The sequence below is a fragment of the Pseudomonas sp. NLJ1 genome, assembly GCF_049486705.1.
Lineage (GTDB): Bacteria > Pseudomonadota > Gammaproteobacteria > Pseudomonadales > Pseudomonadaceae > Aquipseudomonas > Aquipseudomonas inefficax.
In genome coordinates this window covers 2,252,431-2,271,756 of the sequence record NZ_CP137735.1, presented here as the reverse complement: position 1 = coordinate 2,271,756, position 19,326 = coordinate 2,252,431, and the positions used below count along the sequence as shown (strand labels likewise).

Genomic DNA, 19,326 nt, shown 5'->3' with positions numbered 1-19,326 from the left:
AATACGCACGTATAGGCATCCAGCCGATTACGTTCGAGGAATTGCATCACATAGGGGCGTGAATATGCCAAGCAGTGCGCCATACCTGATCCTGCTGCAAGTCATTTTTGTCCTTTCCTGGAGTTCGGGCTTCATTGGCGCCCGGCTGGGCACGGAGGACGCTGGTGCAATAAACCTGCTGTTCTGGCGCTTTTTGCTGGTCTGCATCTGCCTGTTGCCCTTTGTCTTGCACCGACTGCGTGTACTGTCGTGGGCGCAGATACGTTACAACGCCGTGATCGGTTTTCTGGCCCAGTTTGCCTACCTGGTCAGCGTTTACATCGCCATCCGCGGCGGCCTGCCGGCGGGTATTGCTGCCATCATTTGCGCCTTGCAGCCATTGATCACGGCATCGATGAGCAGCAGGGACCACGGTGAACGCAGTGGCCGGCAGGAGTGGCTGGGGCTTGTGCTTGGGTTTGCGGGCGTCAGCGTAGTCATTCTGGGTGAGTACAGCCTGTCGACAGCCCGGCTTGAATTCTGGCTGTACGCTCTGCCGCTGATCGCTGCCATCACGCTGTCCATCGCCACGCTTTACCAGCGACGGCAATCGGTTCTGGAGACAGACCACAGCAAGGACGGTTTGCTGATGCCACTGTTTCTGCAATCGACCGCGACGCTGGTGTTGCTCACCGCTACAGGCTTGCCGTTGGGCTTGATCGAAGTGCCTGCCAGCACCCAGGCCTGGGTGGCTGTCGCCTGGCTGACACTGTTCTCAACGTTCATCGCCTATTTGAGCCTGTGGATATTGCTGACCAAGCTGACCGCGACCCGCGTGTCGGCGCTGGTTTATCTGGAACCGCCAGTGACATTGTTATGGGCTGCGTTGATGTTCGGCGACGCGATTCATTGGGCAGCCTACCTGGGCATTGCGGTAGTCGCTGCAGGAATCGCTATTGCTCGCAACCCCCGCAGCTCGGCATCGCCCGCCAAGTGTACTCAGTGATTCACTTCACAGGTGCTGTCTAGAACCACTCCTCTTGCATGGCGAGGCAGGTGTCGTCGCGCGCCCCGAGCAATGCCAGCTCATTATGGCAGCCCGGTACTTCCCAGGTCAGGAAATAACGCGCGGCCTGTAGCTTGCCGAGGTAGAAGTCGCGGTCGGCAGGGTTGCCCTTGAGCAGGCCAAGCTCGGCATGAATCGCCTGCTCCAGCCAGCGCCAGCCGATCACGCAGTGGCCGAAGGCCTTGAGGTACAGGGCGGAGTTGGCCAGGGTACCGGCGACCTTGCCTTCGGCCAGGTCGCCAAGCAAGGTCAGGGTCACACCTTGCAGGCGGTTGACCAGTTGCTCCAGCGGCTGGCGCAGTGGGTCGAGATTCGGGTGGTGGCTGGCGCTTTCGCCGGTGGCGGCGATCAGGCGGATCAGCTGTTTGAGGCCGGCACCATTGTTCTGCGCCAGTTTGCGGCCGAGCAGGTCGAGCGACTGGATACCCTCGGTACCCTCGTGGATCGGGTTCAGGCGGTTGTCGCGGTAGTACTGCTCCACCGGGTATTCGCGGGTGTAGCCGTGGCCGCCGAGGATCTGGATCGCCAGTTCATTGGCCTTGAGGCAGAAGGCCGAGGGCCAGGACTTGACGATCGGGGTCAGCAGGTCGAGCAGCTCCTGCGCCTGCTTGCGGGCGCTGTCGTCGCTGGCAGTCTGGGTGTCGTCGAACAGGCGCGCGGCATACAGGCCCAGGTCGAAGGCGCCTTCCACGTAGGCCTTCTGTGCCAGCAGCATGCGTTTTACATCAGTGTGTTCGATGATCGGCACTGCCGGGCTGTGCGGGTCCTTGTTGTCCGGCAGCCTGCCCTGCGGGCGCTGGCGGGCGTATTCCAGCGAATACAGGTAGCCGGCGTAGCCGAGCATCACCGCGCCCATGCCGACACCGATGCGTGCCTCGTTCATCATCTGGAACATGCAGGCCAGGCCCTGGTGCGGCTGGCCGACCAGGTAGCCGACGCACCGGCCGTTGTCGCCGAAGTTCAGCGCGGTGGAGGTGGTACCGCGCCAGCCCATCTTGTGGAACAACCCGGCCAGCAGCACATCGTTGCGCGGGCCACGGCTGCCATCTTCGTTGACCAGGTACTTGGGCACGATAAACAGTGAGATGCCCTTCACGCCGGGCGGTGCATCGGGCAGCTTGGCCAGCACCATGTGCACGATGTTTTCCGACAGCTCGTGATCACCGCCGGAGATGAAGATCTTGTTGCCCTTGAGCCGGTAGCTGCCGTCACCGGCAGGTTCGGCGCGGGTGCGAATATCGGCCAGTGACGAGCCGGCGTGAGGTTCGGTCAGGGCCATCGTGCCGAAGTAGCGCCCTTCGATCATCGGCTGCAGGAACAGGCGTTTCTGTTCATCGCTGCCGAAGCTCTCGATCAGGTTGGCCGCGCCCATGGTCAGGAACGGGTAGGCCGTGGTGCCGGCGTTGGCGGCCTGGAAGTGGGCGAAGCAGGCTTGCGAGACCAGGCTGGGCAGCTGCATGCCGCCGACCTCGAAGTCGCGGTTGGCGTTGAGGAAGCCGGCTTCGAGGAAGGCCTCGACAGCAGGTTTCACCTCGGGGATCAGCTCGGCGCGGCCGTTCACGTAGCGCGGCTCGTTTTCGTCGGCCTTGCGGTTGTGCGGGGCGAAGAACTTTTCGGCGATGGTGCGGGCAGTTGATAGCGCCGCATCAAAGGTTTCGCGGCTGTGCTCGGCGAAGCGTGGGCGCTGGGTCAGGGCCTCGGCGTCGAGGACTTCGTAGAGTTCGAAGGCGAGGTTGCGGGGGCTGAGCAGGGTCTCGGGCATGATCGCGGTCCTGAGGCGGGATGCTGCGAGTGTAGGAGGGTGGTGGGGTGGGGAACAGGTTAATAGGTTTGAGTGATATGGGTTGAGAAAGAGTAATTAGACCTGCGGTCTGGCATCCGTACAGATGTTGCTTTTCATGAAAAATGGAGAAATTTCCCACAACGTTATCAGAAGTGGTCCGGCATCAGGTGAGTGGATGCTGATTAAAGATAGGCCATTCAAGCCGATAGATCTCGAAGAGAATTGGTATGCGAGAAATTGTCGTGAGAGCGACGATGGCGATTTTCTGATTAACACCGTTTCTGCGATGAGTGGTCCGGGCAAATGGAAAATAACATCTATACGTGTTAATAAACTTGCTTCGAGTGCTGCCTTTGTTGCGAACTTCCTGACATCAAGAGGAGATGAGGGGCGTGTCTTCTTGTCGTCAGGGAAAGATTTTGCGAATACGACGAGAACAGTTACGCAGGAATGGGTGCCGCTTGATGAAGAGGAACAGTATTTTTCGCCATCCTCCGCAATCCACAGATATGGAATGGAACGTAAAGTAACGCAAATTTATGTGGAGGCCGATGATGCCTGGGATGTGTCGGGAACCTCATGGCATTGGCGACCAATAATAGCAAATGAAGAATATGAGTTGAAAGATAAATGAGCTGGAGCATCGGTTTGATAAGGTCAACGCGTTTGGTCGGTTTGTTTTGGGGTGGTATGGATGCTTTTTACATTTTTTTCGTTGTGGTCAGTAGCCTGAATAGAGGTGTGACCCCCTTTGTCAGTGATCTCAATTCCGCTCTTGCAAACATGGAGCAGTGGGGGGGAGGGCTTGAGGTCATGGTGTGGATGGGGCTGATTGTCCAGGTATCCCTTGTTGCCAGTAGCATATTACTTTGTATGGGGAGAAGATCAGGGCGTTATCTGGCTTTCGTTCAGTTTCCATTTCGTATCTTGTTTATAGTTCCGTCGTTTTCTTTGTTTCTATTATTGCCAGATACCAGTACGTGGGTTTGGTTGAGCCTTTTCGCAGCTTCTGAAGGGGCTAAAATCCTAAGCCTTTGGTGGTTCTGGCGAAGGCCCGGATGAGCGAGGGCATTAAAGGGTGCTTGCTTTGGTTCCTTCTATATCTGTGTGACCGAGCGGCGAGCGGTCACACAGGCGCGCTGCAAAGGGCGAGGTGAAACCTGCCAGCCCTACCGCATTTCAGTCAGCACCCCGGCAGTTTTTTAGGTTTTCGCCTATTCCATGTAGTCCATTTCCCAAACATACTCCCAACCCCTTCCTAGCCATTGCGGTGCTCTGGATCGGGCCATAGTCTCGGGTGGTCGCTGCCAAATCAGTGACCGGCTTTGACAGGCCGACCAGAAAATTCTCATGGCTTTCGCCTTTATGGCGGCTGTGTATGGGGCACCTCGTGTGCGCCGGGTTTTTGGATTTTTCTACCGGTCTGTCAACCCATGCACAGCTGCCACCCTCTTGTTTGACAGCAGGTGGTGATAGCCCTTACCGAGAAAAATACCAATGATGAAGATAGTTCCTGATCCACCCCTGAACGCAGTTTCACTCGAAGATCCTAATCTAGGTCGCGAACTTCGCACTGAGGCTTATTGATGTGTCGCCTGAACCGGCCCTTTCGCGGGCATGCCCGCTCCCAGAGGTACGGTGCAAGTCATGAAGCCTGTGGTGATCCTGTGGGAGCGGGCGCGCCCGCGAATAGGCCCGGCCAGGCACTCGAGAATTATCAGGGGATTGAACAATGACAACAGAAGACACCCAATTCACCGCCGGCAAGACCACCTTCTACCAGGGTGAAAACGGCACTCACCCGCTGTTCCGCATCGAGCCTGGCATCCCGTGCAGGGACGCCCGTGAGCAGTCGTCGGAGTTGATGGGTTATGTCCGTGAATTGACCATTACCGGGCTGATGGATGAGAAGCCGATGATGATCTGGGCTGCCCATTACCTGAGTGCGATGGCCAAGGCACTGATGGATGATGCTGAGTTGGGGATGAGGCAGTGAGGGTTTGGCTTCAGGTTGAATGAAGGCCGCTAGGTGTTTGCCGCAACATTTTCTGCGCCTGTGATATCGAGCGCCGCCCGCGCGGCGCTTCGCGGCACAAGGCCGCTCCCACATTTGTTGCAACGTGGCCATGCCTGTGAGGCCATGGTTGTCAGCCTTGGCGCATGACTAAAGACATGTTGGACGGCAGCCACGCCAACATGGAGATATCGGCGGACCAACAAAGCGGGTAACTATGGCCTGACAGGTTTGGCACGTTGCAACAAATGTGGGAGCGGGCTTGCCCCGCGAAGCGCCGCGCGGGCGGCGCTCGATACCACAGGCGCAGAAAATGTTGTGGCGAACACCTGTCAGCCCAACCCCAACCCCCATAAAAAAAGGAGAGCCGAAGCTCTCCTTTTTTCGTTAACAACCCTCAGCCTCAGCCAATGGTCATCAGGCTGGCATTACCACCGGCAGCAGCAGTGTTCACACTCACCGCCCGCTCAATCACCAAGCGCTCCAGCGCAATCTGGTGGTCGCCGCTGGACAGCCCATGCACACCCACGATCGCCCCGGCGCGCTTGGCCACCTGCTGGCACACGCCGCGCAGCTGGTCCGAGTCGCCGTGGTGGATCACAGCGTCGAACGCCACTTCATCCTTGTTCCAGTCCGCCACCAGCTTGACCTTGGCCTGCAGCTCTCGCGGCAGGCGGGCACGCAGGGCCTTGCCTGGCTCGCCGTCAGCCCATACCGCCGAGCTGCCAACGGCCAGCACTGCGGCGAACTGCGCCAGCAGGTCGGCTTCGTTGTCGGCCAGGCACAGCACGTGCTCGCGTGGCAGGATGGTGTAGCTATTGCGCTCGCCAGTCGGGCCTGGCAACAGGCGGGCGATGCCGCTCTGCGACTGGCTGGCGAACTGGCTGCACAGCGCGGCCAGGTCGGCCAGCTGGTTGCTCTCGGCCCAGGCCTTCAGGCCGTGCAGTGGCTTGATCAGCTGTTCGTGCAGGGCGCGGTCAGGCTTGCCTTCACCGTCCTGCTGCTGGAAGTGGCGGCCAATCGCGTCGGCCGGGCGGGTCGACAGCAGGCGGTACAGGTACAGCGGGCCGCCGGCTTTCGGGCCGGTGCCGGACAGGCCTTCACCACCGAACGGCTGCACACCTACCACCGCACCGACGATGTTGCGGTTGACGTACATGTTGCCGGCGTTGGCAGTTTCCACCACTTTGGCGATGGTCTCGTCGATGCGGGTGTGCACGCCGAGAGTCAGGCCGTAGCCGGAGTTGTTGATCTGCTCGATCAACTGGTCCAGGTTGCGGCGGTTGTAGCGCACCACGTGCAGCACCGGGCCGAAGATTTCACGCTTGAGCTCGTCGAAGCTTTCCAGCTCGATCAGGGTCGGCATGACGAAGGTGCCGCGCTTGATCTCGGCAGCATCGGCAATCGCCACCTGGTAGACCGAGCGGCCTTTCTCACGCATGCCCTGGATATGCTTCTCGATGCCGGCCTTGGCTTCGGCGTCGATCACCGGGCCGATGTCCACGGCCAGGCGGTCCGGGCAGCCCAGGCGGCTTTCGGCCATGGCGCCCTTGAGCATTTCGATCACGCGGTCGGCGGAGTCTTCCTGCAGGCACAGCACGCGCAGTGCCGAGCAACGCTGACCGGCGCTGTCGAAGGCCGAGGACACCACATCGATCACCACCTGCTCGGTCAGTGCCGAGGAATCGACGATCATCGCGTTCTGGCCACCGGTTTCGGCGATCAGCGGGATCGGGCGGCCCTGGTTGTCCAGGCGGCCGGCAACATTGCGCTGCAGCAGGCGGGCCACTTCGGTGGAACCGGTGAACATCACGCCTTTGACGCGCTCGTCACCCACCAGGCCGGCACCGACGGTTTCACCGCGGCCTGGCAGCAGTTGCAGCACGCCTTCAGGGATGCCGGCTTCCAGCAGCAGGCGCACGGCCTGCGCAGCGATCAGCGGGGTCTGCTCGGCCGGCTTGGCCAGGACCGGGTTGCCGGCGGCGAGCGCTGCGGCCACCTGACCGGTGAAGATCGCCAGCGGGAAGTTCCACGGGCTGATGCACACCACAGGGCCCAGCGGGCGGTGGGCGTCGTTGCTGAAATCGTTGCGTGCCTGCACCGCGTAATAGCGCAGGAAATCCACGGCTTCACGCACTTCGGCGATGGCGTTGGCGAAGGTCTTGCCGGCCTCGCGGATGAGCAGGCCCATCAGCGGCTGGATTTCGGCCTCCATCAGGTCGGCGGTGCGCTCCAGAATGGCGGCGCGCTCGGCCGGCGGGGTGGCCTGCCAGATCGGTGCTGCATTCAGTGCGCACTGGATGGCATTGTCGACGTCGGCGACAGTGGCTTCCTGGACATGGCCGACCACGTCGCGGTGGTCCGCCGGGTTCAGCACCGGTGCGACTGCGCCCTCGCTGGCGGCGCAGGCCAGCAGTGGCGCGGCTTTCCAGTCGTTGTGGGCGGTGGCCAGCATGGCGCAGGACAGCGATGCCAGGCGGTGTTCGTTGGCCATGTCGATGCCGGCCGAGTTGGCCCGCTCGCTGCCATACAGTTCACGCGGCAGCGGGATACGTGGGTGCGGCAGGCCGATACTGCCTTCCTGGGTGCCCATGCGCTCGATGCTGGCGACCGGGTCGGCGACCAGTTCCTGGATGGAGATCGAGTGGTCGGCGATGCGGTTGACGAACGAGGTGTTGGCGCCGTTTTCCAGCAGGCGACGCACCAGGTAGGCCAGCAATGTTTCGTGGGTGCCGACCGGTGCATAGACGCGGCACGGGCGGTTCAGCTTGCCTTCGGAAATCTTGCCGACCACCTGCTCGTAAAGCGGCTCGCCCATGCCGTGCAGGCATTGGAACTCGTACTGGCCCGGGTAATAGTTCTGACCGGCAATGTGGTAGATGGCCGACAAGGTGTGGGCGTTGTGGGTGGCGAACTGCGGGTAGATGGCTTCTGGCACTGCCAGCAGCTTGCGGGCGCAGGCGACGTAGGACACGTCGGTGTACACCTTGCGGGTGTAGACCGGGTAGCCTTCCAGGCCTTCGACCTGGGCGCGCTTGATTTCGCTGTCCCAGTAGGCGCCTTTCACCAGGCGAATCATCAGGCGGTGGCGGCTGCGCTTGGCCAGATCGATGACATAGTCGATCACATATGGGCAGCGCTTCTGATAGGCCTGGATGACGAAGCCGATACCGTTCCAGCCGGCCAGCGAAGGCTCGAAGCACAGGCGCTCGAGCAGGTCGAGCGACAGCTCCAGGCGGTCGGCCTCTTCGGCGTCGATGTTCAGGCCGATGTCGTACTGCTTGGCCAGCAGGGTCAGCGACAGCAGGCGCGGGTACAGCTCTTCCATCACGCGCTCGTACTGGGCGCGGCTGTAGCGCGGGTGCAGCGCCGACAGCTTGATCGAGATGCCCGGGCCTTCATAGATGCCACGGCCATGGGAGGCCTTGCCAATCGAGTGGATGGCCTGCTCGTAGGACGCCAGGTACTTCTGTGCGTCGTGCTCGGTCAGTGCGGCTTCGCCAAGCATGTCGTAGGAATAACGGAAGCCCTTGGACTCGAAGCGGCTGGCGTTGGCCAGGGCTTCGGCGATGGTTTCGCCGGTAACGAACTGCTCGCCCATAAGGCGCATGGCCATGTCGACGCCCTTGCGGATCATCGGCTCGCCGCTCTTGCCGATAATGCGAGTGAGCGAAGAGGTGAGGCCGGATTCGTTGTGGGTGGACACCAGCTTGCCAGTCAGCAGCAGGCCCCAGGTGGCGGCATTGACGAACAGCGACGGGCTGTTGCCCAGGTGCGGCTGCCAGTTGCCGGTGCTGATCTTGTCGCGGATCAGCGCGTCACGGGTGCCCTTGTCGGGGATGCGCAGCAAGGCTTCGGCCAGGCACATCAGTGCCACGCCTTCCTGGGACGACAGCGAGAATTCCTGCAGCAGGCCCTGGACGATGCCGGCACGACCGCCAGCGCTCTTCTGGTTACGCAGTTTTTCGGCGATGCCGGCGGCCATCTTGTTGGTCGCTTCGGCCAGCGGGGCGCTCAGGCGCGCCTGCTCCAGCAGCATCGGCACCACTTCCTGCTCGGGGCGGCGGTAGGCGGCGGTGATCGCCGAGCGCAGTACCGACTGCGGCAGGATGCTCTCGGCGAACTCGAGGAAGCACTGGTGGCTGTGTTCGGGCTGGACCTCTCCGGCGTCGTCAGCCAGGTTGCTGGCATGGCCGTTGAGTTCGGTCAGGGTGGCACCACCCTCGAGCTTCTCCAGATAATTGAAGATCGCTTGCTTGATCAACCAGTGCGGGGTGCGGTCAATCGACTGCGCAGCTGCCTTGAGTCGCTCACGGGTCGGGTCATCGAGTTTGACCCCAAGGGTGGTCGTCGCCATTTCTTATCCTCGTTATTGCCACGGTTGTGGCCTAAGCTGACGCCAAGAGTAGCTGTAGGACAATTCGGGTGCAACCAGGTGCAACCCGAATTTTTGACGGAAAAGGTGCAACTCGTCCGACTGCCATTTCCATATTCTGAAAAGGGTCGTTTCTGGTGCGTTTTATTCTTGAAAGCAGGCTTTTTGCTCCAAAAAGGAGCAAGAAATCAGATTTTTCGGAAAATGCACGAGCAGGTGCAACTTGCAAATGAAAAATGGTTGCACCCGCTTTGCGTTGTTGCATACGATTCGCCGCCTGGGTGCAACCGCCATGGCTGCGGTTGTGCATGACATAAAAACAAACGCCAGGGCACACGCATGGGTAATCCACTAACGATCACTTTTGTGGTCTATATCGCCGCAATGGTGCTGATCGGCTTCGCCGCCTATCGCTCCACCAAAAACCTTTCCGACTACATCCTCGGCGGCCGCAGCCTGGGTAGTGTGGTCACCGCGCTTTCCGCCGGCGCTTCCGACATGAGTGGCTGGCTGCTGATGGGCCTGCCGGGCGCCATCTACTTCTCCGGCTTGTCCGAAGCCTGGATTGCCATCGGCCTCACCGTCGGCGCGTACCTGAACTGGCTGTTCGTAGCTGGCCGCCTGCGCGTGCAGACCGAGCACAACGGTGATGCGCTGACGCTGCCGGACTACTTCTCCAGCCGTTTCGAAGACAATAGCGGCCTGCTGCGGATCATCTCGGCCATCGTCATCCTGGTGTTCTTCACCATCTACTGCGCTTCCGGCATCGTTGCCGGTGCCCGCCTGTTCGAGAGCACCTTCGGCATGTCGTACGAAACCGCTCTGTGGGCCGGCGCCGCAGCGACCATCGCCTACACCTTCATCGGTGGTTTCCTGGCGGTGAGCTGGACCGATACCGTGCAGGCGTCGCTGATGATCTTCGCGTTGATCCTCACTCCGGTGATCGTGCTGATCTCCACTGGCGGTTTCGATACCACCTTCGCTGCCATCGAGGCGGTGAACCCGGCCAACTTCGACATGCTCAAGGGCGCCACCTTCATCGGCATCATCTCGCTGATGGGCTGGGGTCTGGGCTACTTCGGCCAGCCGCACATCCTGGCGCGCTTCATGGCTGCCGACTCGGTGAAGTCGATCGCCAATGCCCGCCGCATCTCCATGACCTGGATGATCCTGTGCCTGGCCGGCACCTGCGCCGTGGGCTTCTTCGGCATCGCCTACTTCTCTGCGCACCCTGAACTGGCGGGTCCGGTCACCGAGAACCACGAGCGCGTGTTCATCGAGCTGGCGAAGATCCTGTTCAACCCGTGGGTCGCCGGTGTGCTGCTGTCGGCCATCCTGGCTGCGGTGATGAGCACCTTGAGCTGCCAGCTGTTGGTGTGCTCCAGCGCCCTGACCGAAGACTTCTACAAGGCGTTCCTGCGCAAGAACGCTTCGCAGGTCGAGTTGGTATGGGTGGGCCGCCTGATGGTGCTGGCCGTCGCCCTGATCGCCATCGCCATGGCTGCCAACCCGGAAAACCGCGTGCTGGGCCTGGTGGCTTACGCCTGGGCCGGCTTCGGTGCTGCTTTCGGCCCGGTGGTGCTGATTTCTGTACTGTGGAAAGGCATGACCCGCAACGGCGCACTGGCCGGTATCGTGGTCGGCGCCCTGACCGTGATCCTGTGGAAGAACTTCGACACCCTCGGGCTGTACGAAATCATCCCGGGCTTCCTGTTCGCCAGCATCGCCATCATCGTGGTGAGCAAGCTGGGCAGCCCGTCGCAGGCGATGGTCAAGCGCTTCGAAACTGCTGATGCGGCTTATCACGCTGACAAGTAACACCGGTTGAATCGGCGGCGCCTGCTTCGCGGGTGAACCCGCTCCCACAGGTACCTCGCAGGCTTCGAGTTCTGTGCAATCCCTGTGGGAGCGGGTTTACCCGCGAAGAAGCCCCCGCCGATCAGCAGCCAGGCCTGACTCCGCCTGCAAGGCAAGGTAAACTTGTCACCCCCGCAGGAGTTGCCATGAACTATCGTCACGCCTTCCACGCCGGCAACCACGCCGACGTCCTCAAGCACATCGTGCTGACCCGCCTCATCGCCCTGATGTCGCGCAAGGAACAGCCATTCGCCTATATCGATACCCATGCCGGGCTCGGCCTGTACGACCTGCAGGGCGATCAGGCAAGCCGCACCGGCGAGTATCTGGAAGGTGTCGCCCGTCTGTGGAATCGCGATGACCTGCCGGCCATGGCCGATGACTACTTGCGCATCATCAAGCGCCTGAATGCCGATGGCGAGCTGCGCTACTACCCCGGCTCGCCTGAACTGGCCCGCCGCCTGATGCGCCAGCAGGACCGCGCCCTGCTCAACGAGAAGCACCCAGAAGACGGGCCGCTGCTCAAGGAAAACATGAAGAAAGACCCGCGCGTGACCGTGCACCTGGGTGAAGGCTGGCATGTGCCGCGGGCCTTGCTGCCGGTTCAGGAAAAGCGCGCGATCATGCTGATCGACCCGCCGTTCGAACAGGCTGATGAGCTCAAGCGCTGCACTACCGCCATGAAAGAAGCGATTGGCCGCATGCGCCAGACCGTCGCGGCAATCTGGTACCCGATCAAGGACCAGCGCTCGCTGACCCGCTTTTACCAGGACCTGACCAGCACCGGCGCACCGAAGCTGCTGCGGGTCGAGTTGTATGTGCACCACCAGGACAGCCCGCAGGGGCTCAATGGCTCAGGTCTGGCCATCGCCAACCCGCCGTGGGGGCTGGAGGAAGAGCTCAAGGAACTGCTGCCATGGCTGGCCAAAGAGCTGGCGCAGACTGCCGGTAGCTACCGGATGGACTGGTTGATCGCTGAATAAGCGAACAGCGCAGGCCCATGAAACTCATGCGGTGTGGCTGAAATCCCTGGGGCCGCGGTGCGGCCCTTTCGCGACGCAAGGCCGCTCCCACAAGGGTTGCACTATCCCTGTGGGAGCGGCCTTGTGTCGCGATCGAGGGCGCAGCCCTCGCAGAGGCATGCGCGTACTGCGCTTTGCGTTATAATCCCGCCCTTTAGCCGCCACCCGCCCAAGAGGCCGCTGGCGCATTTCTACCGAATGAAGAGGCTAATCCCTTGGCATTGACGATTCTTGGCCTGTCCGGCGCCCTTAGCCATGACCCTTCCGCGGCCTTGTACATTGACGGCAAACTGATTGCCGCCGCCGAAGAAGAGCGCTTCGTGCGTGACAAGCATGCGAAGAACCGCATGCCCTACGAGTCGGCGAAGTTCTGCCTGGAGCAGGCAGGCATCAAGCCATCCGACGTCGACGTGGTAGCCATCCCGTTCGCCCCGATCAGCCTGTTCGGCAAGGCGCGCTGGCACTATGCCAAGCGCTACTGGTACGCCCCGGACCGCGCCCTTGACGCCATCCTGATGGGCAACCGTCGCTACAAGCGCTACCGCAAGAAGATCGTCTGGTGCCTGGAGCAACTGGGCTTCGACCCGAAAAAGGTCAAGATCGAGCCGGTCGAGCACCACCTCGCCCACGCCTCCAGTGCCTACCACTGCTCGGGCTTCAAGGAAAAAACCGCAATTCTCGGCATCGATGGTAAAGGCGAATACGCCACCACCTTCTTTGGCTATGGTGAAAACGGCAAGATCCACAAGATCAAGGAGTTCTTCGACCCGGACTCGCTGGGCGGCCTGTACGGTGCAATCACCGAGTTCCTCGGCTTCGAGATGCTCGATGGCGAGTTCAAGGTCATGGGCATGGCGCCCTATGGTGACGCCAGCAAGTACGACTTCTCTCGTCTGGCCAGCTTCGAAAACGGCGAACTGGTGATCAACACCGAATACGCCAACGTCATCGGCCTGCGCCGCTATAAAGAGAAGGGCAAGGGCTTCTACTTCTCGCCGAAGCTGATCGAATGGCTGGGCCCCAAGCGCGAAGGCGACATTGCCGACGAGCCGTACATCCATTACGCAGCCAGCATGCAGGCGCTGTTCGAGAAGATCGCCCTGCAGATGATCGACCACTACCTGGGCGACGTTCTGCGTGAAACCGGCAAGCTGGCCTTTGCCGGCGGTTGCGCGCTGAACGTCAAGCTCAACCAGAAGATCATCGCTCGCCCAGACCTGAAAGAGCTGTTCGTCCAGCCGGCTTCCGGTGACGCCGGTACCGCCGTGGGTGCTGCCGCCTATGTTTCCCACGCCCGTGGCGTGCCGGTCGAGAAGATGGAGCACGTCTACCTCGGCCCTTCGTACTCCAACGAAGACGTGATTGCTGCCTGCGCCCGTCATCCGAACGCGCCGAAGTGGCGCAAGCTCGACGACATGCCGCAGCGCATCGCCAAAATCATGGTCGATGGCAACCCGGTGGCCTGGTTCCAGGGTCGCATGGAGTTCGGCCCCCGAGCCCTGGGCGGCCGTTCGATCATCGGTTGCCCGAGCGTGCCGGGCGTAGCCGACCGCATCAACGAGCAGATCAAGTTCCGCGAACGCTGGAGACCTTTCTGCCCGTCGATGCTCGACACCGTCGCCCCGCAAATGATCAAGGTCGACCATCCGGCGCCGTTCATGACCTTCACCTTCGAAGTGGCTGAAGAGTGGAAGACCCGCGTGCCGGAAGTGGTCCACGAGGACGGCACTTCGCGTGCCCAGGTGCTCAAGCGCGAGTACAACCCGCGCTACTACGACATGATGAAGGCGCTGGAAGACCTGACCGGCAACGGCGTGTCGCTGAACACCTCGCTGAACCGCCGTGGTGAACCGATGATCTGCTCGCCGACCGACGCCCTGAACATGTTCTTCGGCTCGGACCTGCAGTACCTGATCATGGAAGACATCCTGGTTGTGAAGGACGGCGCGGCCCTGTATGACCAGCCGCTCTGAACCGCGCATCCTGCAATTTTGCCATGGCTATGACGGGCCGTTCCTGGACTGCGCCCGTCAGTACGCCAGCCTGTTCCAGGGGCGTGGCTACCAGGTGACCACCGTATTCCTCACCGGCGCCGCCGACCCGCAGGTCGCGGCTGGCTGCGCGTCGGACGAGGTGCTGTTCTTGGAATTCAGCTCCAAGGCCGTGCGCGGCCTGAAACTCGGCGCCATCCGTGCATTGCGGCGGATTGCGGCCGAGCGCGATTTCGCCTTCTGCATTGCCCATCGCTTCAAGCCGATCTACGTGGCGTTGCTGGGCACCGGCTTGCCGGTGATCGGCGTGCACCATGCTTTCGGTGACTACGAGCGCAAGGGGCGACGCATCTTCGCCAACCTGTTCAGCAAACGCCTGAGCTTGCTGGGCGTGTCGGACGCAGTACGCGACGACATGCGCCGCTGTCTGCCACAGTGGCCGGCAGAGCGTATCCAGACCCTGTACAACCGCATCGACATCGACGCCCTGCAAGCGGCCCTGGTGCCACGCGCCGAGGCCCGCCAGGCCCTCGGCCTGGATGCGCAGGCGTGGATTGTCGGTAACGTCGGGCGCCTGCACCCGGACAAGGACCAGGCCACTCTGCTGCGTGGCTTTGCCGAAGCGCTGCCGGGGCTGCCAGCCGGCGCCCGCCTGGCAATCCTTGGCCAGGGCCGCCTGGAAGCCAGGCTCAAGGCCCAGGCCGCCGAGCTTGGCATTGCCAGGCAAGTGGACTTCCTTGGCCAGGTGCCGGATGCGCGCCGTTACTTCCAGGCGTTTGATGTGTTCGCCCTGAGCTCCGACCATGAGCCGTTCGGCATGGTCCTGCTTGAAGCCATGGTCGCCGGTGTACCGGTACTGGCCACGGCCTGTGGCGGTGCCCGCGAAGTGGTCGAGGGTGTCGGCGTGCTGTTCCCGCTGGGCGATGCCGGGCAGCTGGCCCAAGGCCTGAAACACATGGCGGTGCTCGATGGGCAGCAGCGCCAGGCCTGTGCCGAGCACATGCTGCAGCGCCTGCGTGAACGCTTCTCCGATCAGGCGGTGCGCGAGGCATTCTGGCAGCTGCCGCAGGTTCGTGCGCTGGTGGGGCAGGCCTGATGCTCAACCGTATCCAGGCCTTCCGCGAGCGCGGTTGGCAAGTTATCGACGCCAAGGCCTATGCCGAGGCATGGGCACGCTTTGGCGGAAGTGTCGCCACGCATCCGCTGGTGGTCGAGCAACTGGCGGACCTGGCGCAGATCCCGGTGCGTTACCTGGGGTGGCACCAGGCCGGCGAGCTGAAGGCCGCCATCCCCACCTGGGGGCGCCACCTCGCGCTGTCCAAGGATGTGCTCAAGCGTGCAGGTAAAAAGGCCCTGTTCGACCTGGGCAACGCCGAGATCATCCTGCCGGCGGCGGCCGATGCCGCTGCACCGCTGCGCCATGCCGCGCGCTACCTGTCCGAACTGAACCAGGGCCGCTTCAGCGGCCTCAAGGCGCAGAAGGAACAGCTGGCCATGGCCCGCGCCCACGAAGACCTGTCGAAGAAGTTCCGCTACAACCAGCGCCGCGAGCTGCGCCTGCTGGAAGAGGCGGGCGGCGTGGTGCGCACGATCAGCGACTTCAGCGCGAAGGAAATCGCCAGCATGTACTGCGACCTGTTCCAGCGCCGCTGGGGCTTCCCGGCTACTGGTGCCGAGCGCATGGCCGAGGTGCTGGAACGCCTGCGTGAGTTGTTGATCGGCTCGGTGCTGCTGTTGGACGGCAAGCCGATTGCCATTCAGCTGGTGTACCGTGTCGAAGCGCCGGAATGGATCAGCGTCGAGTACATCAATGGCGGTGTCGACCCTGAAACCAAGGCCTTCAGCCCTGGTAGCGTGCTGAGCTTCCTCAATACCCAGGCCGCCTGGGAAGACGCCCGTGCGCGCAACAAGCCGCTGCGGTTCTCGTTCGGCCGTGCCGACCGCGAGTACAAGGACCGCTGGTGCAACCCCGTACCGGTGTATCAGGCGTGAGTCGCAAGCAGCAGTTGCTCAAGCGCCACCGGCGCAACAAGCGCCTGGGCCTGCTGGCGGGCCTGGTCGCGCTGGTGGCCGTAGGTGTGTTCAGCTGGTGGTGGTTGCCACTGCTGCTGTTGCCGCTGCTGTGGGCTGCCCATGAGGCCTGGTTTGCCGACCACCTGTTCTACGCGCCAGCCGAGGACTACGCCTACGACTTCGGCGAGCAGACGCGGGAAGCCCCTGTCAGCCTGAACGGCGGCCTGCTCAAGGCTGACTGCGCATTGCAGGGCAACGAAACCCTGATTCTCGAGCTGCAGCTGAAAAGCAGCTGGCTGGGACGCTTCCTCGACCCGCAGGTCGAGCTGGTGGCTGGCGAGCAGGCCGACCGGCAAACCTTCGAGCGCGGCGTCGATGGCCTGCGCTTCCTCAACTTGACCGGCCTCGCCGCACCTCTGCAGGCTGGCGCGTTGCGCCTGCGTGGCCGGCATTGCCGGCTGTCGGGCCAGCCGCGCTTGTGGATAACCCCGGCGGTGGAGTTGCAACGGCGCCGGGTGATGGTGATCGCGCCGCATGCCGATGACGCCGAGCTGGCCGCTTACGGCCTATACAGCCAGGCTGACGAAACCTGGGTAGTGACCCTGACCGCCGGTGAGATCGAGGCCGAACACTATCAGCAGATGGGTCTGGCAAAGGCCGAGGCCGCTCGGCTGAAGGGCCGCCTGCGGGCCTGGGACAGTATTGCCGTGCCACGCTGGGCCGGTGTGGCCGAGTCGCGTTGTGTGCAGCTGGGCTACTTCTGCCTGCAGCTGCCTGCCATGCAGGCCGCGCCAGACCAGCCGATCCCTTCCCGGGAGGCTGACCTCGCCGATATTCGCGTGTTCCGCCAGTTCAACCCGTTCCCGCTGCCGGCCGACGATGATGGCGCGCCGACCTGGCACAACCTGCTGGCCGACCTGCGGGCCTTGCTGGAAATGGCCAGGCCAGAGGTGCTGGTGATGCCGCACCCGCAGCTCGACCCGCACCCCGACCACATCTGTGCCCAGGCAGCGGTGCTGGAGGCCTTGCAAGGCCTGGCCTGGCAGCCGCAAACCCTGCTGTGCTACGCCAACCACCTGCATGACAACGACCGTTGGCCAATGGGCGACAGTGGTGATGGCGTGGCCTTGCCGCCACAGATGAGCATTGCCCAGGCCTGGGCCCCTTGCAGCCTGGTACTGGACCTGGCAACCCAGCGCGACAAGGCCATGGCCCTGGGCATGATGCACGACCTGCAGCCACCGGCGCCGTTCAAGCGTCGCCTGCGCCGCCTGTTGCAGCGCTGGCTGGCCGGGCGACGGCCGTCGCCTTACGGCGAGAATGAATTCTTCCGCAAGGCCGTGCGCCGACATGAACTGTTCTGGCGGCGTGAGCTGTAGCCGCGCCCCATGCTTGACCGCGATGGCGCAGAGCGCCCAAGGAACCCAATGAAAGTCCTATTTCTAGTGCAGAAGGAACAGCGGGCGATTCTCGACCGCCTGTACGATGGCGTCGCGGCCAACTGCGAGTGCGACCTGCGCTGGCTGACCAGCGAAGACCAGCGCAACCTGCGCCGCTATTTCAAGCGTGAAGTGCAGGTCGAGCGCTATGACCGCATTGTCTTCTTCCTGCGTTTCAAGCAGGAAATCCGTCAGGCAGCGTTCATCCGTACCGTGCCGAACCTGGTCATCCTCGAGCACGATGCCTACCAGAACTACATCCCGTGCAAGTACACCGGCAAGTTCAGCGCCCATTACCGCAAGTTGCCCTGGGCGCGGGTGATCAGCTCCGGCTACATGGTCAGCGAGCGCCTGCGCCAGGAAGGTTTCGACGCCGTGTTCGTGCCCAAGGGCTACGACGAGCAGTTGCTTGCCGACCAAGGGCGTGAGCGCGACATCGAACTCGCCTTCGTCGGCAGCACCAACAGCGTGGCCTACAGCGGCCGCAAGGCCTTGCTGGACGAGCTGGGCCGCGTCGAGAACCTGGTAGTCACTCGTACCAAGTCGGGTGAAGACTATTGCAACACGCTCAACCGGATCCGCTTCTTCGTCAGTGCCGACGTCGGCATGGGCGAATACATGATCAAAAACTTCGAAGCCATGGCCTGTGGCTGTGTGTTGCTGGCGTATGACCAGGGCGAGGAAGAGAACCGCGCACTGGGCCTGCAGGACATGCATAACGTGGTGTTCTATGACAGCATCCCGACCCTCCAGGAAAAGCTCCGCCGTTTGCGTGCGGACCCTGAGCTGGCTCGGCAGATTGCAGAAAATGGCCGCCATCTGGCGGTTTCCCGTTTCAGTTTCGGCGCAGTTGGACGTAGCATCGTCGACCACATGCGCCCGGCGCTCAGGCCCCATCCGCCGTTGTCTGCATGGCAGCGGCTGCGCCTGAAGCTGGGCATCTAACATAAGAGCTTTCGCGCCTGCGGAACGGGCGTTGAAAGTCGATAGTCGCAATGCGGAGGGAGTCCGGTGCGCTTTTCAAATGAGAGTGACGTCACGCTCGTCGTGACCAGTTGTGGGCGGTTCGATCTGCTCAAAGATACCCTTGAGAGTTTCGATCGCTACAATACCGCGCCCATTCGCGAAGTGTTCATCACCGAAGATTCCGGTGATGATGCCGTGCATGCCGCTGTGCCTGAGCACTGGAAACCGTACTGCAAGGTGTTCGTCAACCGGCCCAAGCTGGGCCAGTTGCCGTCTATCGACCTGGCCTACAGCCACGTCAGGACGCCCTACATCTTCCATTGCGAAGACGACTGGCACTTCTATCGCCAGGGCTTCGTCGAAGACTCCCGGGCCATCCTGGAGGTCAGCCCCGACCTGTTGCAGGTGTGGCTGCGCAGTCATGCCCATGACCTGGCCATCCACAGCCCGTACATCCACCTGGGCGACCGCCAGGTGATCGCCGGGGTGCCTTGCTACCCGCTGCTGTCCGACAAGGCCGAGTGGCAGGCGTTTTCGCTCAACCCGGGGCTGCGTCGGTTGAGCGATTACCAGCGTTGCGCGCCATTTGCCGCCTATGCTGGAGAAAAGGCACTTTCCCGACGCTACGCTGAGTTAAATCTGACAGCGGTCACCTTGGAGGGTGATGCAGTATTGCACACTGGATTTGGTAATCACGTGACCTTGCCCATCGAAGTGGAGCGCAAGGTAAAGCGTCGTAGACGTGATCGGATAAAGTTGGCATTGACGCTGGTGGCGGGTGCCTTGATTGGCATGGGAATCACCATTTTTGTTCAATGAAG

At 62.1% G+C, this 19,326-nt stretch carries 14 protein-coding genes; 11 read left to right on the top strand and 3 right to left on the bottom strand.

Going from position 1 to position 19,326, the window contains the following annotated elements:
* Nucleotides 1–64: 64 nt before the first annotated feature.
* Nucleotides 65–985 (top strand): DMT family transporter, encoded by a 921-nt coding sequence (locus R9B85_RS10195; protein ID WP_423771062.1) that lies wholly within the window; start codon nucleotides 65–67, stop codon nucleotides 983–985.
* Nucleotides 986–1,004: 19 nt separating this feature from the next.
* Here the strand turns inward: R9B85_RS10195 and R9B85_RS10190 are convergent, their stop codons facing one another.
* Entirely contained in the window at nucleotides 1,005–2,807 is a 1,803-nt protein-coding gene (locus R9B85_RS10190; RefSeq protein ID WP_423771004.1) for an acyl-CoA dehydrogenase, read from the bottom strand.
* A gap of 136 nt (nucleotides 2,808–2,943) precedes the next feature.
* Here R9B85_RS10190 and R9B85_RS10185 point away from each other — a divergent pair, with 136 nt between their 5' ends.
* A complete protein-coding gene (locus R9B85_RS10185; RefSeq protein ID WP_215520494.1) occupies nucleotides 2,944–3,462 on the top strand; it encodes a hypothetical protein in 519 nt (172 codons plus the stop codon).
* A gap of 1,098 nt (nucleotides 3,463–4,560) precedes the next feature.
* Nucleotides 4,561–4,824: a DUF3077 domain-containing protein gene (locus tag R9B85_RS10180; RefSeq protein ID WP_112249403.1), complete on the top strand. Its 264-nt coding sequence runs from the start codon at nucleotides 4,561–4,563 to the stop codon at nucleotides 4,822–4,824.
* A gap of 421 nt (nucleotides 4,825–5,245) precedes the next feature.
* Here the strand turns inward: R9B85_RS10180 and putA are convergent, their stop codons facing one another.
* Together putA and R9B85_RS10170 are read right to left on the bottom strand one after the other, a co-directional pair.
* Entirely contained in the window at nucleotides 5,246–9,199 is a 3,954-nt protein-coding gene (gene putA, locus R9B85_RS10175) for a trifunctional transcriptional regulator/proline dehydrogenase/L-glutamate gamma-semialdehyde dehydrogenase (protein WP_215520493.1), read from the bottom strand.
* A gap of 31 nt (nucleotides 9,200–9,230) precedes the next feature.
* Complete coding sequence (locus R9B85_RS10170) at nucleotides 9,231–9,482, bottom strand: hypothetical protein (protein ID WP_146742865.1); 252 nt, start codon at nucleotides 9,480–9,482, stop codon at nucleotides 9,231–9,233.
* Nucleotides 9,483–9,556: 74 nt separating this feature from the next.
* Here R9B85_RS10170 and putP point away from each other — a divergent pair, with 74 nt between their 5' ends.
* The 8 genes from putP to R9B85_RS10130 all read left to right on the top strand — a co-directional run bounded on the left by putP (nucleotide 9,557) and on the right by R9B85_RS10130 (nucleotide 19,324).
* A complete protein-coding gene (gene putP, locus R9B85_RS10165) occupies nucleotides 9,557–11,035 on the top strand; it encodes a sodium/proline symporter PutP (RefSeq protein ID WP_112253729.1) in 1,479 nt (492 codons plus the stop codon).
* Between the two features lie 185 nt (nucleotides 11,036–11,220).
* Nucleotides 11,221–12,057, top strand: coding sequence for a 23S rRNA (adenine(2030)-N(6))-methyltransferase RlmJ (locus R9B85_RS10160; RefSeq protein ID WP_207878644.1), 837 nt, complete (start codon nucleotides 11,221–11,223; stop codon nucleotides 12,055–12,057).
* Nucleotides 12,058–12,311: 254 nt separating this feature from the next.
* The gene (locus R9B85_RS10155; RefSeq protein ID WP_112253727.1) at nucleotides 12,312–14,069 is read left to right on the top strand and encodes a carbamoyltransferase family protein; all 1,758 of its coding nucleotides are present in this window, start codon (nucleotides 12,312–12,314) and stop codon (nucleotides 14,067–14,069) included.
* The gene (locus R9B85_RS10150) at nucleotides 14,053–15,183 is read left to right on the top strand and encodes a glycosyltransferase (protein WP_112253726.1); all 1,131 of its coding nucleotides are present in this window, start codon (nucleotides 14,053–14,055) and stop codon (nucleotides 15,181–15,183) included. The genes R9B85_RS10155 and R9B85_RS10150 overlap by 17 nt, the downstream gene beginning before the upstream one ends.
* Nucleotides 15,183–16,079, top strand: a complete 897-nt coding sequence (locus tag R9B85_RS10145) for an antimicrobial resistance protein Mig-14 (protein ID WP_112253725.1) — start codon at nucleotides 15,183–15,185, stop codon at nucleotides 16,077–16,079. The genes R9B85_RS10150 and R9B85_RS10145 overlap by 1 nt, the downstream gene beginning before the upstream one ends.
* Nucleotides 16,076–17,479 carry a PIG-L deacetylase family protein gene (locus R9B85_RS10140; RefSeq protein ID WP_313856873.1) on the top strand — a complete coding sequence of 468 codons (1,404 nt, stop codon included), beginning with the start codon at nucleotides 16,076–16,078 and terminating at the stop codon, nucleotides 17,477–17,479. The genes R9B85_RS10145 and R9B85_RS10140 overlap by 4 nt, the downstream gene beginning before the upstream one ends.
* A 48-nt stretch (nucleotides 17,480–17,527) precedes the next feature.
* Nucleotides 17,528–18,484 (top strand): glycosyltransferase family protein, encoded by a 957-nt coding sequence (locus tag R9B85_RS10135; RefSeq protein WP_015272035.1) that lies wholly within the window; start codon nucleotides 17,528–17,530, stop codon nucleotides 18,482–18,484.
* A 66-nt stretch (nucleotides 18,485–18,550) separates the two neighbouring features.
* Entirely contained in the window at nucleotides 18,551–19,324 is a 774-nt protein-coding gene (locus tag R9B85_RS10130; RefSeq protein WP_215520488.1) for a glycosyltransferase family 2 protein, read from the top strand.
* The last annotated feature ends 2 nt before the right edge of the window (nucleotides 19,325–19,326 follow it).